The organism is Neorhizobium sp. JUb45, assembly GCF_004343585.1.
Lineage (GTDB): Bacteria > Pseudomonadota > Alphaproteobacteria > Rhizobiales > Rhizobiaceae > Neorhizobium.
In genome coordinates this window covers 114557-130587 of the sequence record NZ_SLYW01000006.1, presented here as the reverse complement: position 1 = coordinate 130587, position 16031 = coordinate 114557, and the positions used below count along the sequence as shown (strand labels likewise).

The window sequence follows — 16031 nt, the reverse complement described above, 5'->3', positions numbered from 1 at the left end:
CATGGGGCGTAACGCTTGGGGGCAGGCATGCAGGCAAAAAGTCTCAATACAATTGATGTTCATGTCGGATCCCAGATCCGTCTACGCAGGAAGTCGATGCACCTCACCCAGGCAGGTCTCGCGTCTCAGATTGGCATCACATTCCAACAGCTGCAGAAGTACGAAAAAGGCGTAAATCGGGTCGGCGCTTCGCGGCTGGTTGCAATTGCGACGGCTCTCGATGTGAACGTTGCCTCGTTTTTCGAGGGCTATACCGATCCGACATCCGCTGCACTGGTTGACACCGAACATCTGGCCTTGCGCCAGTTCATGATTTCTTCCGACGGATTTGCCCTCAATCAGGCGTTTTTCAGGATCGCCAGCCTTCCAACACGTCAGCGTATTCTCGCATTGGTGAAGTGCCTCGCCGATCCCACCATCGTAAATCCTTCGGATGATGATCTCCTAGTCTCTGACCAAGACTGATTTTCATTTGACGGTGCTGTGACGCGCATTGTGGTTAGTTTGATCGCAATTGACACCGACACGTTACAGGAGCGAACTATGGTCAATAAACTCGCAGTCTCGGAAGAAGGCGCCGACGACATGCTGGCATTGGGCCGCATCGTATCGTACGCGCGTCAACAAGCGGATGTGATGGGCCTCAAGTTTTCCACATACTGTCTCGATATCGCCTTGCGCTCGATCGTTCAGGAGCTTGCAATTGCCGGCGTGTGCCCGGCCGCAAATGAAAATCTCGTCTCTGCCAGGGAGCAGATCTGACGTTTTCAAATCATCCTGCAATGCCAAACAGCTGCACTCGGCACTTGGTGCCAAACGGCAAGGTACTGCCTTGTCACCACAAACGATGATGCCAAAGATGAACGAAGGCAAAGTCTTTTGCGACACTAAATCAACTCAACTCTCTGAATGGTTGTGCCCCTTTCCCGTAGGGCATTTGGTGGACATCATCGGAATTCGTTCGCATCACACGGCTAGGCATTACCGTATCTCTATCGTTCGCTCTCGCGAACTGCACAACGACACCGGCACAACTGGCAGCCAATCCAAAGCAGGTGCCAAAGGTCAATTTATGCAGAACATACCTACAATCGCCTGACCCGATATTTCAGCAGCAATTGCTGACAGAATTGGCTCAAAGGGGAGTTTCACCTTTCGAGTGCCATGAGATGGTGCAGAAGCAGGACCAAGCTGCTGCCGCCCTTGTGGCGGTGGCGCTGGTTGGTACGGCAGTTGCCGTCTGCACCAATGGCTGCGCATCTAGCAACACGTATTATCGACCACCGCCGACCTATACCGGAAACTGCTTAAATCCTTGGGACCTGGATGCCCGTGGATGTCCTTGTGGCAATCGCGCCGCATCCGTTCGACCTGGCGGATATGGTGGAGGGTATTCTCTGGCTACGCCCGCCGCATTTCCGGCAGCTCCAGCGATCAGCCGGCCAGCCCCGTCGATCTCGACTTACCGGACCTACATCAGAGGTCCGCGAGGTGGCTGCTATTACATTAATGGCAATGGCAATAAGACCTATGTCGATAGAAGCATGTGCTAACCAAACCCACCATTATACCTGGAAGGAATGGGGATCGACGCTCTACGAAATTGACAGAATCAGTCGAAATACGCTCATTGTATCCATGGACGCGGGGGCGTCTAATTTAGACAGGGGCAAAACATTTATGCAGAAGAAATTCGTCATGCTGGCGCTCGCGCTGGCCGTTACCGGCTGCGCCAAGAGGCCAGATGCAATCGTGCCAGTAGATATCCCAATGCAGGCATACACCAATGGTTCGTGCGATACATTGGCTCAGGAGATGATCAAGGAGCGTGAAGCGCTAGCAGCCGTTTCGAAACAGCAAAACGACGCTGCGACCGGTGATGCCTTTGGTGTTTTCCTGATCGGCGTCCCCATGTCCAGCACTTTTGGCGGCGACAAAGAGGGCCATGTTGCTGTATCGAAGGGCAAGATCAACGCGATTGAAGCCGAAATGCGTAGCAAGGGTTGTCACGTGCCGCCTGCGCCGACGAAGAAAAAGTAGAAACGCTAAAAGCCCTTTGGACCTGAATCGTCAAATATCAACGGATTGCTGGGCTTCAAGGTGCTTGGATCACGTCCATGAAAGACTTCATTACCTGGGCGGTGCTGCTGGTATGTGCCGGACTGACGATTGCCAGCATTACACTCCACGTGGTGGAGTTTCAAATGAAACGCGAAAGCCCCTCGTCCTATTAGGCGCGAGGGGCAACGCGTCATTTTATCCATTGACCTGAGACCCATCTTCCCTCCAGTTTTTGTGGATCAGAGCAATCCCAAGCCCCCGACTAGCCCCAAAAAGTGGGCAATCGGAGAAACAGGCGCGGCACCTGCTCGAAGTGCCGCGCTGTATTTGCAGAGTTTCGATGATCACATCGGCGGGACGACACCGTTGGTGCCGACCACGACGCGGCCGCTCGAAATCGACCCATCGGCGGCCTTTTCCGATGGTATGAAGACGGTGGCACCCGGCTTGATATCGGAAACGGTGGCGGCCGCGAAGGTGACGACCGGCGTGCCTTCCGGGATGGCGATTTTCTTTTCCTTGCCCTTGTAGGTGACCGTCACCGTATGGCCCTCGACGGATTTAACCGCGTCGGCAACGGTCGCATTTGTCATCGAACTATTGGGTTTCAGGTCCCAGGCATAACTGCCCTCTCCAGTGCCTTTCATCGCTGCCGGGAAGATCAGCACTTCTAAGGCGCCATCACCGCCACTCGCTGTCGGCAGCGATGCGATACCGACGAAATCGCCTGGCTTGATGTCATCGATCGACGCCTTGGCGACGCTTGATACCTGCCAGCCATCCTTCAGCATGATCTTGGCATCGGTGCCTTCACGCGTCTTGACGGCCAGCGTCGTGCCGTCGAGACTTTCTACTGTTCCGCGGACGCGCAGCGTATCGGCGGCCTGCGCGGTCAACCCGGCCGACATCGCCAGCATTGTACCTGCGATGATCGAGGTACCTGTTGTAAGAATGATCTTGGAAATGGATCGCATATCGTTTTCCTTTAGAGAGCCCTATTGTCTCAAACCACCGGTGGATGCGGGTTAAATCCGCCGGTTTCAGGAGCAGCCGGAATGATCTGCCCCAGGAACTGGGATTGTCGCATTCAGATGCCGGCGTACCATTCGTAACCGCGGTCTTCCCAGAAGCCGCCATTACCGCCGTAGATGCCGGACAGATCGGCGACCGCCTCGATGCGCATCAGATATTTTGCCTGCTTGTATCCAAGCTGCCGCTCGACCCGCAGCCGCAAAGGCGCGCCGTGTGGCACTTCCAGATCGTGTCCGTTCATCGAGTGGGCGAGGATTGTCTGAGGGTGAAATGCATCGACAAGATCGATGCTCTCGTAATACCAGCCGCTGCCGTCGAGGCTTTTTTCATACTCGTCGGCACAGTGAAAAACGATGTAGCGCGCCTCCGGCTTGAGGCCGACCCTGTCGAGCACAGTACCCAGCGGCACGCCGCTCCACTGGCCGATGGCGCTCCAGCCTTCGACACAGTCATGCCGGGTGATCTGGGTGCGTGCCGGCATCGCCTTCAACGCCGCCAGCGACAGTTTTGTCGGCCGTTCGACAAGACCGCCGATTTCCAGCTGCCACTGTGAAAACTTCTGGGCAAGCAGTGCCTGATATTGCGCGCCATCCGGCATGCTGGTGCCGTTGGCCCGGAATGTCGGCGAGATGTCTGCGAGAGTGAATTCGCGCGCCAGCGTATTGTCACCGATCAGCAGGCGCTGCGAGCGCATGGTCAACCCTTCCGCCATCCGCAGGGCTTGCTGCACGCTGGGGTTCTCAACGAGTGCATCGCAGCCACTGAGGCCGAGGGCGGAAGCCGTCAAGGTCGAGCCGATCAGGAACCGGCGGCGGGTGATCAGACGGCTCATTGTTTTGGCTCCATGGGAGTCTCGACCCGGATGGCGTAACGACCGGTGATCATCGAACGCATGTTGTTGAAAAAGCCGGAGGCCAGAACCATGGCGACGTGAACGACAACGAACAAAACCAGGGCGGTCGCGGTGATGAAGTGCAATGTGCGCGCCGACTGCCGCCCGCCGAAGACGTCCAGAAGCCAGGGCGCGGCAGCATTGAACCCGGGCGACATGGTGAGGCCTGTGGCAATCATCAGCGGCAGCAGGATGAATATCACCAACAGATAAGTCAGTTTCTGCAGAGCATTGTAGTGGCGCGCCGCTTCACCTTTGGGAAACCGCAGCCGCGCGTGCTCGGCAATTTCGTGCCCGAGATGGGCAGGCATCAACTCATGTCTGGTGGGCAAAAGATCCCGACGGAAGTGACGCGCAAAAATTCCGTAGGCGAGATTGATCAGGCCGTTGACGACAAAAAGCCAAGCGAAGAAGAAATGCCAGCGGCGGCCGGCGGCAAGGTCCTGATAACTCGGCAATGTCGCCCAGGCAGGAAATCCACGTGCAGCCGGTTCACCATCGACATTCGAAACGCCGAGCACGCCGGTCGTATTGAAGGTCATGCTTCCGATCCGCGTGAGGCCCTTGACCGCATCGCCATCCTCGACCGCTTCCATCGCGATGATGGAAGGATCGTTGTCGGCGCCGTACTGCCCCCAGTAGAGGCTCGGATGGGCATTGAATATCTGCAGACCACTGATGAGCAGCACCGTCATGCACAGCACATTCAACCAGTGCGACAAACGCACGGGGAGGCTATGGCGGCGGATAAGCATGCGCCTTGTGGCCGCGGGCTTTGAAGAGGCGTCCATGGATTTCTTCTCACGGAAATGGGATCACACTGTCTACGAGGCCACCCCTGCAACAGTTGCGGGTTGCAGGGGCGGAAGCCGATTATGTCATCGCGTCGCAGGCTTTCATCATGTCGGACTTTTTCATGCTGTCCTTCTCCATGCCGGCCTTGTGCATACAGTCGGCCTTCATGCCATCCTTGCTCATCGTGCCGGACTTCATTGTGTCCGACTTCATCGTATCGGTCTTCTTCATGGCGTCGTTGCTGGTCTGGGCCTGCGCGATGCCGTTTGCCAGTGAGACGCCGAGAAGGGCGGCAAGGCAGGTGGTGGTGAAAAGACGCGTTCTCATGATGTTTCTCCCAATGGATGTGCTCGTCGCATGTTGCGCCGAAGGTTCACGGGAAGCTCATTCGATGGGCGGACTGATCGGTTACAACCATCACGGCGATGTGATTGATTGAACGGCAGGAGCGGTTTCTCGCTTTTCTTTCGTCTGCCGTGTAACCGTTTTCCGGTCAGGCCGTATGAAGCGGAAACGACATGAAGCAGTTGACCGAACCCGAGTTGAGAACCCTGATGCTCTTGTCCCTTAACGGGGACGAGGTGGCATATCGCTGCCTGCTCGATATGCTGCGGCATCTTCTGATCAGTTATTATGCGCGACGGCTTGGCGGCTCTGCGGCATCGCATGTGGAGGATCTGGTGCAGGATACGTTGCTGGCCCTGCATCAGCGCCGGATCACCTATGATCGTGAACGGCCATTCACGGCGTGGTTCTTCACGATTGCCCGCCACAAGCTGGTCGATCATCACCGGCGCTCGGGTGGCCGTGTTCACATCGGACTGGAGACAGTCGGCGATGTGGTGGACGGCTATCGTGAAGACGCCATCTCCGCCAACATGGATGTCCATCGTCTGCTGGCCAGCCTGCCGGCATGGCAAGGCGACATGATCCGGCAGGTTCGGCTGGAAGGGCACTCCGTAGCCGAGACGGCGGCTAGTACGCAAAGAAGCGAGGCGCTGGTGAAGATCGGCGTGCACCGTGGCATCAAGGCACTGGCCGCGAGATTGAGAGGCGAACGTGGCGAAGACGGATGATATGATCAATGAACTGGTGAAGGACCTGCTACCGGTGCGCAAGACCGCATTGCACAGGTTGCTGGTCCTGGCGCTTCTGCCCGGTCTCGCGCTGTCGGCGGCGTTCATTCTGCTGGGCCACGGTTTTCGCCCCGATATTTCCGCCGCCCTGTGGCAGTTCGCCTTCTGGGCGAAATCCGCCTATCCCCTGCTGCTTTCCATCGTCGGTTTGGCGGCACTGATAAGCGTGGCACGTCCCGGCGGCCGCCCTCTGGGCGCTGCAATACCCGCACTGATCATCTATGCGTTGCTGGTCATGCTGGGCATTCTGCAGTTGAACGCATCAACCTCACCGGTAGAGCAGCATCGGCTGATCATGGGAATTTCCTACTGGTTCTGCCCGATGATCATTCTGGCGGCCGGCGCTCCGCTGATGGCGGCGACGTTCTGGTTTCTCCGCCGCGCCGCGCCGACCCACGCGCATCTTGCCGGCTTTATCGCCGGCATGACGGCCGGCTCCATCGGTGCCTGGGTCTACAGCTGGGGCTGCATCGAAAATGGCCTGACCTTCGTGGCACTTTGGTACACGCTCGGCATCCTGCTCTGTGGCCTTGTCGGCACGCTGCTCGGCCGGTATCTCCTGCGTTGGTAGGTGTCGGGACCAGAACAGCCTGGCGATTATCCGATTGTCAGGTAGCCTGTTTCAACACCGTGCGCGATAGCGCCCGTTCAAGAGCCTCAATACAGATCGGATCATGCGCCTGACCGGCTCCCTCCCACAAACGATTGCGCAAATAGCATGCCTGCCTTGACGCGCGCTCAGAAGCGCGCTTTCAGTTGGTGCATACCATGACAGGAGAAAAGATGCCGATCGAGCAGGCGCAGCGGCCAACCGAAGGCAATAACGGTCCTCCGACGATGGCAGACGTGGGACGGCTTGCCGGCGTGTCGGCGATGACGGTCTCGCGTGCGCTCAAGGGCAATGCCTATATCGCCAAGGAAACGCTCGAGCGGATTATGGTCGCAGTCGACCAGCTTGGTTATGTTCTCGACCAGTCGGCGGGCAGCCTTTCCTCACGCCGCAGCGGCTTCATCGCCGCCATTGTTCCGTCCATCGACAATTCAAATTTCGCAGATACCGCCCGCGGCATGACCGACACGCTGGCCAGGACCAACATGCAGCTTCTTCTTGGATATACGAACTATTCGATCGAACGGGAGGAAGAACTGATTGAATCCATGCTGCGGCGACGTCCCGAAGGGATTATCCTCACGGGTGGCAAGCATACGCCGAAGGCCAGGACCATGCTTGCCAATGCCGGCATACCCGTTATCGAAACATGGGACATGCCCGAAGATCCCGTGCAAGCGGTCGTCGGCTTTTCCAATGCTGCGGCCATGGAAGCGCTTGTGTGCGGCCTTATCGACAAGGGATATTCGAAATTCGGTTTCATCGGAGGCTCGGAGCAGGCCGATACACGTGGCCATCAACGTCGCCTCGGTTTCGAGCGGGCGCTGACCAGCCACGGTTTGGAGGCCATCAGAAAGGTCGAGATCGATGCTGTGCCGTTTCGCATGTTGCATGGCGGTGAGGCGATCCGACAGTTGCTGACCCACTTTCCCGATACGGAAATAGCCGTCTGCGTTTCCGACCTTCCTGCTTTTGGCGCTATTATGGAATGCCGGAGAATGGGGCTTGCCGTGCCGCAGGATATCGCCATTGCAGGTTTCGGCGATTACGAGATTGCATCCGTTTCTGAACCTGGCATCACCACCGTCCATGTCGACAGTTACGGGATCGGCGCGCAGGCTGCTGAGCAGATGATCGCCATGCTCGAAAACCGCAGCGATACGGCGACCATAAGGACCGGTTATCACGTGCTGCTGCGCGACAGCACGTGACCGGTTTCATTTGTTTCAGAAGCTGAGCTGCACCTTCATGGAGCGACCGCGGTCACCGGCAGCCTCGAACGCCTTCACCGCATCGGCAACCGGATAGATTTCTGACAGAAGCGGTGAAAAATCGACGCGTTTCTGGTTGATGAGATCGACGGCCTGACCGAATTCCTCGTGAAAACGGAACGTACCTTTCACCTCGATTTCCTTGGCGACAATGGTGTTCTGCGGCAGGGAGATATCGCCACCCAGACCAAGCTGGACGAGGATGCCACGCGGCTTCAGCACTTCCAGACCCGAGCGAACGGCACGTTCATTGCCGGACGCCTCGAAATGAACGTCGAAATAACCCTTGTTGGCCGTATAGGCGTTCAGCGCTTCCAGTTCGGATGCGACATTGATGGTGCGATCAGCGCCGATCACCCTTGCCTTCTCCAGCACCGCATCCATCACGTCTGTTGCGACCACTTCGCGTGCGCCATGCAGACGGGCGGCAATGATAGACAGGACGCCGATCGGGCCGCAGCCGGTGACCAGAACACGCTTGCCCTGCAATGAACCGGCGCGGGAAACCGCGTGCAATGTCACGGCAAATGGCTCGGCGAAAGCAGCCTCGTTGATGGAAATGCCTTCACCCACCTTGTGGCACTGCCAGGCTTCGGCAACCAGACGCTGGCAAAACGCACCCTGAATATGCGGCATCGGCATGGCGCTGCCGTAAAAGCGCATGTTGAGGCAGTGGTTTTGCTGGCCCTTGAGGCAATAATCGCATGCGTTGCAGGGACGGCTTGGCGAAACAGCAACGCGATCGCCGACAGCGAGATGGGAGACGCCGCTTCCAAGCGCCACCACACGACCGGCGACCTCATGGCCGAGGATCATCGGCTCGCGCACGCGCACGGTGCCAAAACCACCATAGTGGTAATAATGCAGGTCCGACCCGCAGATGCCACCGGCCTCGATGGAGATATCCACCTGCCCCGGACCGGCCGTTTCGACTTCGCGTTCCTCGACCCTCAGGTCTTTTGCCGAATGAATGACGACAGCTTTCATGGCACGACCTCAAATGACCGGAGTGGGAAGCGGCTGACCGGCGAAATGGGCAGCCAGATTATCCCGCACAAGCTTGCCCATCGCCTTGCGGGTCTCGATCGTGCCCGACGCATGATGCGGCTGCAGCAGCACGTTTTCGAGTGCCAGAAAACGCGGATCGAGTTTCGGCTCGCCTTCGAACACGTCGAGAGCGGCAGAGCCGAGCGCGCCGCTCTCAAGCGCGTCCAGAAGTGCCGCTTCGTCGATATTGGAGGCGCGCGAAATGTTGATCAGCATGCCTTCCGGGCCAAGTGCCTCGATCACGTTCTTCGAGACGATATGGCGGGTCGCGGCGGAAGCTGCCAGCGTGACGAACAGGAAATCGGCATGCTGCGCAAGCGCCACAGGATCGGCGATATAGGTCATGCCATCGGCATAGTTTTTTTCGGAAACGTCGCTATAGGCGATATCCATATCGAAGCCACGCAGGCGCTTGGCGACTTCAAAACCGATACGACCAAGCCCGAGCACGCCTGCCTTGCGGCCCCAGACCTTGCGCTTCAAGGGATAAAGACCCTTGGCGGCCCAGCTTCCGTCCTTGACCCACTGTTCCGCGCCGATCATGCCGCGCGACTGGCAGAGCATCATGGCGACGCCGAGATCGGCGACATCGTTGGTCAAGACATCAGGCGTATTGGTAACTCGGATACCACGGGTGCGGCAGGCATCCAGATTGACCGCATCGTAACCGACGCCATAGACCGAAATGACTTGCAGGTTCGGCAGCTTGGCGATCAGTTCAGCCGAGGCACCAAGCTCACCGCGCGTGGCGATGGCCGTCGCCTGCTTTGCCTCGCCTTCGATGAAGGCATCGCGGTCACTGGCTTCATAGATTTTCTTTACGTCGTAGCTCTTTTCGAGCTCCACCATGTCCCATTCCGGATAAGGGCCGATGACGAGGATCTGCGGTTTCATTTCTCTCTCCCGAGCTGTGTTTTCGATTGCTTATGTTATCGATAACATTTATGTCAATGACAAACGACCTTATGGACCGGGAGGAATTTCTGATGTCATTTCCGCTGTTCGATCTGACGGGTAAAACCGCGCTGATCACCGGATCGAGCCAGGGCATTGGCCTGGCGATGGCGCGCGGCCTTGCCGAGCATGGCGCGACCATCGTTCTCAACGGCCGCGATGAGACCAAACTCAATGCAGCACGAGATCAACTGACCGCCGACGGCTTCCCCGCACACGCCGTCGCCTTCGATGCCACTGACCATACATCCGTCGCGGCAGGCATCGACCGGGTCGAAGCCGAGATCGGCGCGATCAATATCCTCATCAACAATGCCGGCATGCAGCATCGCTCGCCGCTCGAGGATTTTCCGATCGACAAATGGCAGCAGCTTCTGACCACCAATATTTCCAGCGTGTTCTATGTCGGCCAGGCCGTTGCCCGCCACATGATCGCCCGTGGCCACGGCAAGATCATCAACATCGCCTCGGTGCAGAGCGAACTGGCCCGTCCGGGCATTGCGCCCTATACGGCCACCAAGGGCGCCGTCAAAAATCTCACCAAGGGCATGTCCACCGATTGGGCCAAACACGGCCTGCAGGTCAACGCTATCGCTCCCGGTTATTTCAAGACACCGCTCAATCAGGCGCTTGTCGACAATCCCGAATTTTCCGCATGGCTGGAAAAGCGCACGCCGGCAGCCCGCTGGGGCAATGTCGATGAACTGGTCGGCGCTGCCGTCTTCCTGTCCGGCAAGGGCTCCTCTTTCGTGAACGGACACACGCTTTATGTTGACGGCGGCATCACCATCAGCCTTTGAAGCACACGCGATCCGGCGCCCCATCGTGGTGATGGGCGTTGCCGGCTGCGGCAAGAGTTCGGTCGGCATGCGTCTCGCCGAGGTGCTTGGCCTGCCCTATCAAGAGGGTGATGACCTTCACCCTCAGGCCAACATCGCCAAGATGTCGATGGGTACGCCGCTGAACGACGAAGACCGTTGGCCGTGGCTCGATCGCATCGGCGAGATTTTGGCCGATCATGCGACAAGCGGCATCATACTGACCTGCTCGTCTCTGAAAAAAACCTATCGCGATCGATTGCGGGCGGCAGTGGGCGGAAATCTTGCCTTCGTGTTTCTGGATGGCAGCAAGGCCCTGCTGACCCAGCGCATGGGCAGTCGCGAAGGCCATTTCATGCCGACCAGTCTTCTGGAAAGCCAGCTGGCGACGCTGGAGCGCCCGGATGCGGAAGATGGCGTCGTGGTCGTCAATATCGACAACACACCGGAGATGATCGCCGCTCTGGCAATTCTCGGCCTGAACCGGCTCGCGACCACGTAACGCAGAAAGGGCGACCATGAGGCCGCCCTTTTCATTTTGCAGTCAGGATAGACGATAACGGGAAGCGGCCGAAACCGACGCTTCCCGCCTGCGTTTTCAGACGTCGACGGTGAGGCCCTTGGCCTTCAAAACCTCTTCGAGCTTGCTGACTTCGATCACCGAGGCGCCCGCCTTGTAGGCTTCGATGAAACCGGCCTCTGCATCTTCGCGAGCCTGCGAAAGCTTTGCAGCTTCAGCGACTTCGTTGCGGCGCACGACGACAAGACCATCGGCATCGCCGACGATGACATCGCCCGGATTGATGATTTCGCCACCGACAATGATCGAGTCATTCGTCGTGCCGAGCGTTTCCTTGACCGTGCCCTTGATGCAGGTGCTGAGCGAGAACACCGGAAAACCGAGATCGCGAAGCTGCAGCGTGTCACGCACGCCGGTATCGGTGACTAGCCCGCCGATACCCTTGGCAAGGCAGGCATTGGCCAGCACGTCGCCGAACGAACCGGCTTCTTCGTATTCGCCGGCAGAGACGACAATGATATCGCCCGGCTTGGCGTAATTGATCGCCAGCTGCAGCATGATGTTGTCACGCGGCGAGGATTTGACCGTGAATGCCGGGCCGCAGAGCTTCATGCGGTAATCGACCGGTTTCAGGCGCGACGAAAGCGCGCCGCGGCGGCCTTGCGCCTCGTGAATGGTGGCTGGCGAAAATTTCGAAATCGCTGCCAGATCCTCCTTGGAGGGACGTTCGGGAATGTCTTTGATATGTGCCATTGGGCCCTCCTCGAGGCCATAGATAAACCGCACGGCGGCAAGACTGCCGCCGCCGGCAATTCTTCGATTGTGATGGATTGAAACCGGAAGGCGCTTTGCGCCGTCAGATTACGGGATCGGATCGAACTTCAGTTCGGACAGCGGAACGACCTTGTCGGTGCGGGTCATCTTGTATTCGGTGCCCTGGCCGAGCCACTTATCCCAGATCTTGTTGATCTCACCATCGGCATCCAGCTTGCGCAGGATTTCGTTGACCTTGGCGGTCAGTGCCGGCTGGTCCTTCTGCATGCCGATACCGATCGGCTGGTACAGCATCGGCTCCTCGATCATGCGCATTTCCTTGCCGCGGTTCTTCGACTCGTTGACGAATTTCGTCGTCGTCATCGTGTTGGCGACCATGCCGCGCGCCTTGCCCTGCTGGACCGCGAGATAGGCGGAAGCGGTATCCTGGAAGGTCAGCGGCTCGGACTTGTTGAGCTTAATCGACATTTCGGACGTCGAACCCTTGGCCGAGGCGATACGCTGGCCGACATAATCCGCCTTGGCCTTGCCTTCGTCGGCGGCCGGAACGATCAGCATTTCCTTTGCAAGATAGTAAGGATCGCTGAACTGGATCTGTTCTGCGCGGCTCTGTGTATAGGCAAGGTTGGCAACGGTGATATCGACACGGCCGAGCTTGACTTCCGGCACGCGGGCTTCGACCGAAACCGGCTTCACTTCCGCCGTCACGCCGAGTTCCTTGGCGATGGCGTTGCAGAGATCGACGTCGAAGCCGGCCATTTCACGGGTCTTCGGGTCCGGTGCTGCGAACGGCGGCACATCGGCAAAGGTTGCGCAGCGCAGCTTCTTGGCCGACAGGATGTCGGCAAGCTGGTCTGCTTTTGCAGGCGCGATGGCAGCAGTGCTGGCGACGAGCGCTGCGAGAGTTGCGAATTTCCAGTTCATTTGCTGTTCTCCATTGTTATTTTATGTCGAAGGCAGTCAGTGCCGCAGATCAGCGAGGAAACGCTGAGCGCGCGGATGTCGTGGATTCTTGAAAAACTCTTCGGGAGGTGCGGTTTCGAGGATCTCGCCCGCATCGATAAACCAGATCCGGTCCGCGACATCGCGGGCAAAGCCCATTTCGTGGGTGACGCAGAGCATGGTCATGCCTTCGGCCGCCAGGCTTTTCATCACGCTCAGCACCTCGCCCACCATTTCCGGATCGAGCGCGCTGGTCGGCTCATCGAACAGCATGACCGGCGGCTCCATGGCGAGCGCACGTGCGATGGCGACGCGCTGCTGCTGACCACCGGAAAGCTGGCCGGGATAGGAATTCGCCTTGTCGGCCAGACCGACGCGGTCCAGCAGTTTGAGCGCCTTGTCATGCGCCACGTCCGGAGCCACTCCCTTTACCCGGATCGGCGACATCGACACGTTTTCGACGACGGAAAGATGAGGGAACAGGTTGAAGCTCTGGAACACGAAACCGATGCGGCTGCGCAGCTTGTTGAGTTCGCTGCCGCGCATCGGCGCGTGGATATTCTGCCCCTCGAAGCTGATGCCGCCGCTGTTGATTTCTTCCAGACGGTTGACGGTGCGGATTAGCGTCGACTTGCCGGAACCGGACGGGCCGCAGATCACCACCACTTCGCCGCGCGCCACCTCGGCATTGATGTTCTTGAGAACCTGATAATCGCCGTAGTTCTTGCAGACATCGGCAATGCGGATAGCCTGGGCGGCCTGCGGTTCGGACACTGAGGTGCTCATAGCTGCTCCGTAATGGTCTTGAGAGGTGCGGCTTCAGCCGGCAGGCGGGCATTGCGCGGCCCGGCACGTCGGCGAGCGATCCGTCGCTCGACGCTGTTGGCGACAAAGGTCAGGCTCCAGCAAAGGATGTAATAGACCACCGCGAGAATGAGGAAGACCTGGAAAGGCTGGGTGAGCAGCTGGTTGTTTACCTGGCTTGCCGCGAATGTCAGGTCGGGCACGTTGATGACGTAGCCGAGCGTCGTATCCTTGATCGTCGAGACGAAGGTGGAAATCATGCTCGGGATCATGTTGTAGAGCGCCTGCGGCAGGATGACGAAGCGCATGGCGCTCATGTAGCCGTGGCCGAGGGCACGTGCTGCATCCATCTGCCCCTGCCCCAGCGACACGATGCCGGCGCGGACCACTTCGCTGAGGAATGCGCCCTGATAGATGACCAGTGTCACCAGCATGATCAGGAAACTCGGCACATCGGCGCCGGTCCAGAGCGGGATGACGAAATAGCACCACAGGATGAGCATCAGGAGCGGTACGCCGCGGGTGACATAGACCAGCGCGGTCATCGGCCAGCGCAGGAACCACCATTTCGACAGGCGGGCGAGTGCCATGAGGATGCTGACCGGGAAAGCAAAGGCGATGGCAAGCGCCGACAGGATCAGTGTGTTGGCGAGACCGCCAAGCGGCCCGTTCGGGTACTGGCCGATCAGAAGCAGCAGCCAGTAGTCCTGAATGATGGTGATGAAATCCTGGATCATGCGCGTGCCCTCCGCGCCGGATCGGCTCGCATGGCGATATAGGCCCCGATCCCCATGATGATGAGCGAGAAGAACAGATAGGTCACCGTGCCGATCATGTAGATCTCGAAGGTACGGAAACTGATGTTCTCGATTTCCTTGATCGCATGGGTCAGTTCAGGCGCGCCGATGACGATGGCAAGGCTGCTGTTCTTGAACAGCGAGACGCTATGGTTGATCAGCGGCGGCAGCGCATTGCGCACACCCTGCGGCATGATCACGAAGCGCATGGCAGAGGCATAACCGTGGCCGAGCGCCTGCGCCGCTTCCATCTGGCCGGGGCTGACCGACCGCAGTCCGGAACGAAGGTCTTCGCTGAAATAGGCGGCCTGACAAAGGCCAAGGCCGACAACCGCGAAAATCGCTTCCGCATTGTTGTTGGCCAGCCAGTCCGACAGGCCCTGTGGCATCAGCGTGAAAATGCCAAAATACCAGAGCATCAACTGCACAAGTGTCGGCACGTTGCGGTGATAGGAGACATAAGCGGCAACGATCGGTTCACCGATGCGCAGTGGCGAGACGCGCAGAGCAAGGAGCAGGATGGCCAGCGTCATCGCCAGCGTCCACGAACCGATATAGATGATGAAGGTCATCTGGATGCCGTGCAGCAGCATCGAGATATAGTCAGGATTGGTCAGGATTGCAGAGAGATCAAACCCGTTCACCGCTTGGTCCCTTCGGGACTGGCGGCAGGGGTCTGCGGCTTTGCCGTTTGCAGACCGCCCATCACCTGAAGGGTCGGCGTGATTTCCATATGCCCGATATTGACCGCAACAGGTGCGGCAATCGCGAAGGCGATCGCATCAGCGATATCGGAAGCCTGCGGCAGTTCGAAACCATCGATGAATCGCTCGCGGATCGAAGGATCATCGCCGTGGACATGGTTGAAGATGTCGGTCGCAACGCGGCCCGGGCAGATTTCCGTCACCCTCACGCGCTTGCCAAAAGTGTCGATACGCAGCTGGTTCGACAGCATGGCGACACCCGCCTTGACGGCATGGTAGGTGGAATTGCCGCCGAAATTGTAGTTGCCGGCAATCGAGGAAATGTTGATGACATGACCACGATCCCGCTCGGCCATGCCCGGAACCACCATGCGGCAGAGATGCAGGACGGCGCGCAGGTTCACATCGATCAGCAGATCGATATCGCCATCTTCCGCCTCTAGAAACTTCTTCGGCCGGTCGACACCAGCATTGTTGATGAGCACGTCGAATGCCACCCGGCCCGTCAGTGCGGCCAAGGCCTTCCGATCCGTCACGTCAATCGCATGGGCGATGCAGCCTGTACGCTCGGAAAGCGCGCGCAGCGGCTCGGCGCTACGCGCGACGGCGTGGACTTCAAGGCCCTCTCGGCACAGTCGTTCAACGACAGCGGCACCGATTCCCGACGAAGCGCCGGTTACCAGAGCAGTCTTGTAGTCGGAAAATGGCATGTCGATCCCCTTTGTTGATATGAGACTAGCGAAGCTTTTTTCACTTGCCTAAGACCGATTAGTTTTGGGCTAATAAGGAAGCGTTATGGATGTCCGCACGTGTTGCGGAAGGCTTCATTTGCGCTTTATAAATCAAGCGGCTAGGTTTTCTCTTCAATCGTGCA

General features: G+C 58.4%; 21 protein-coding genes. 9 read left to right on the top strand and 12 right to left on the bottom strand.

Annotation, left to right across the window (positions count from 1 at the left end):
* Window positions 1-27: 27 nt before the first annotated feature.
* From EDF70_RS21805 to EDF70_RS21790, 4 genes are all read left to right on the top strand, one after another.
* Window positions 28-465 carry a helix-turn-helix transcriptional regulator gene (locus tag EDF70_RS21805; RefSeq protein ID WP_132277866.1) on the top strand — a complete coding sequence of 146 codons (438 nt, stop codon included), beginning with the start codon at window positions 28-30 and terminating at the stop codon, window positions 463-465.
* Window positions 466-543: 78 nt separating this feature from the next.
* A complete protein-coding gene (locus EDF70_RS21800) occupies window positions 544-762 on the top strand; it encodes a hypothetical protein (protein ID WP_132277864.1) in 219 nt (72 codons plus the stop codon).
* A gap of 97 nt (window positions 763-859) precedes the next feature.
* Complete coding sequence (locus EDF70_RS30045; protein WP_165932095.1) at window positions 860-1099, top strand: hypothetical protein; 240 nt, start codon at window positions 860-862, stop codon at window positions 1097-1099.
* Between the two features lie 581 nt (window positions 1100-1680).
* Window positions 1681-2040 carry a hypothetical protein gene (locus EDF70_RS21790; protein ID WP_132278051.1) on the top strand — a complete coding sequence of 120 codons (360 nt, stop codon included), beginning with the start codon at window positions 1681-1683 and terminating at the stop codon, window positions 2038-2040.
* 365 nt (window positions 2041-2405) lie between these two features.
* On the opposite strand, the gene EDF70_RS21785 is transcribed toward EDF70_RS21790, so the two are convergent.
* The 4 genes from EDF70_RS21785 to EDF70_RS21770 all read right to left on the bottom strand — a co-directional run bounded on the left by EDF70_RS21785 (window position 2406) and on the right by EDF70_RS21770 (window position 5107).
* Window positions 2406-3035: a hypothetical protein gene (locus EDF70_RS21785; protein WP_132277862.1), complete on the bottom strand. Its 630-nt coding sequence runs from the start codon at window positions 3033-3035 to the stop codon at window positions 2406-2408.
* A gap of 113 nt (window positions 3036-3148) precedes the next feature.
* Window positions 3149-3925, bottom strand: a complete 777-nt coding sequence (locus EDF70_RS21780) for a molybdopterin-binding protein (RefSeq protein WP_132277860.1) — start codon at window positions 3923-3925, stop codon at window positions 3149-3151.
* Window positions 3922-4776: a cytochrome b/b6 domain-containing protein gene (locus EDF70_RS21775; RefSeq protein ID WP_132277858.1), complete on the bottom strand. Its 855-nt coding sequence runs from the start codon at window positions 4774-4776 to the stop codon at window positions 3922-3924. Before EDF70_RS21775 ends, EDF70_RS21780 begins: the two co-directional genes overlap by 4 nt.
* Before the next feature lie 82 nt (window positions 4777-4858).
* Entirely contained in the window at window positions 4859-5107 is a 249-nt protein-coding gene (locus EDF70_RS21770) for a pentapeptide MXKDX repeat protein (protein WP_132277856.1), read from the bottom strand.
* 191 nt (window positions 5108-5298) lie between these two features.
* Between EDF70_RS21770 and EDF70_RS21765 the strand changes: the two genes are divergently transcribed.
* The 3 genes from EDF70_RS21765 to EDF70_RS21755 all read left to right on the top strand — a co-directional run bounded on the left by EDF70_RS21765 (window position 5299) and on the right by EDF70_RS21755 (window position 7737).
* Window positions 5299-5856, top strand: coding sequence for a sigma-70 family RNA polymerase sigma factor (locus EDF70_RS21765; protein ID WP_132277854.1), 558 nt, complete (start codon window positions 5299-5301; stop codon window positions 5854-5856).
* The gene (locus EDF70_RS21760) at window positions 5840-6487 is read left to right on the top strand and encodes a DUF1109 domain-containing protein (RefSeq protein WP_245519280.1); all 648 of its coding nucleotides are present in this window, start codon (window positions 5840-5842) and stop codon (window positions 6485-6487) included. Before EDF70_RS21765 ends, EDF70_RS21760 begins: the two co-directional genes overlap by 17 nt.
* A gap of 212 nt (window positions 6488-6699) precedes the next feature.
* Window positions 6700-7737, top strand: a complete 1038-nt coding sequence (locus EDF70_RS21755) for a LacI family DNA-binding transcriptional regulator (RefSeq protein WP_245519293.1) — start codon at window positions 6700-6702, stop codon at window positions 7735-7737.
* Window positions 7738-7752: 15 nt separating this feature from the next.
* Here the strand turns inward: EDF70_RS21755 and EDF70_RS21750 are convergent, their stop codons facing one another.
* Window positions 7753-8784 (bottom strand): L-idonate 5-dehydrogenase, encoded by a 1032-nt coding sequence (locus EDF70_RS21750; protein ID WP_132277852.1) that lies wholly within the window; start codon window positions 8782-8784, stop codon window positions 7753-7755.
* A gap of 9 nt (window positions 8785-8793) precedes the next feature.
* Entirely contained in the window at window positions 8794-9738 is a 945-nt protein-coding gene (locus EDF70_RS21745) for a 2-hydroxyacid dehydrogenase (RefSeq protein ID WP_132277850.1), read from the bottom strand.
* 92 nt (window positions 9739-9830) lie between these two features.
* On the opposite strand from EDF70_RS21745, the gene EDF70_RS21740 reads away from it, so the two are divergent.
* Both EDF70_RS21740 and EDF70_RS21735 read left to right on the top strand, forming a co-directional pair.
* A complete protein-coding gene (locus EDF70_RS21740) occupies window positions 9831-10598 on the top strand; it encodes an SDR family oxidoreductase (RefSeq protein WP_132277848.1) in 768 nt (255 codons plus the stop codon).
* On the top strand, window positions 10567-11118 hold the full coding sequence (locus tag EDF70_RS21735) for a gluconokinase (protein ID WP_132277846.1): 552 nt from the start codon (window positions 10567-10569) through the stop codon (window positions 11116-11118). Before EDF70_RS21740 ends, EDF70_RS21735 begins: the two co-directional genes overlap by 32 nt.
* 96 nt (window positions 11119-11214) lie before the next feature.
* Here EDF70_RS21735 and EDF70_RS21730 read toward each other — a convergent pair whose 3' ends face one another.
* The 6 genes from EDF70_RS21730 to EDF70_RS21705 form a co-directional block, all read right to left on the bottom strand.
* On the bottom strand, window positions 11215-11889 hold the full coding sequence (locus EDF70_RS21730) for a 4-carboxy-4-hydroxy-2-oxoadipate aldolase/oxaloacetate decarboxylase (protein ID WP_132277844.1): 675 nt from the start codon (window positions 11887-11889) through the stop codon (window positions 11215-11217).
* Between the two features lie 108 nt (window positions 11890-11997).
* Complete coding sequence (locus EDF70_RS21725) at window positions 11998-12834, bottom strand: ABC transporter substrate-binding protein (protein ID WP_132277842.1); 837 nt, start codon at window positions 12832-12834, stop codon at window positions 11998-12000.
* Window positions 12835-12870: 36 nt separating this feature from the next.
* Window positions 12871-13638, bottom strand: coding sequence for an amino acid ABC transporter ATP-binding protein (locus tag EDF70_RS21720; RefSeq protein ID WP_132277840.1), 768 nt, complete (start codon window positions 13636-13638; stop codon window positions 12871-12873).
* Complete coding sequence (locus EDF70_RS21715) at window positions 13635-14393, bottom strand: amino acid ABC transporter permease (protein ID WP_132277838.1); 759 nt, start codon at window positions 14391-14393, stop codon at window positions 13635-13637. The genes EDF70_RS21720 and EDF70_RS21715 overlap by 4 nt, the downstream gene beginning before the upstream one ends.
* The gene (locus tag EDF70_RS21710) at window positions 14390-15097 is read right to left on the bottom strand and encodes an amino acid ABC transporter permease (protein ID WP_132277836.1); all 708 of its coding nucleotides are present in this window, start codon (window positions 15095-15097) and stop codon (window positions 14390-14392) included. The genes EDF70_RS21715 and EDF70_RS21710 overlap by 4 nt, the downstream gene beginning before the upstream one ends.
* Window positions 15094-15867 (bottom strand): SDR family oxidoreductase, encoded by a 774-nt coding sequence (locus EDF70_RS21705; RefSeq protein WP_132277834.1) that lies wholly within the window; start codon window positions 15865-15867, stop codon window positions 15094-15096. The genes EDF70_RS21710 and EDF70_RS21705 overlap by 4 nt, the downstream gene beginning before the upstream one ends.
* Between the last annotated feature and the right edge of the window lie 164 nt (window positions 15868-16031).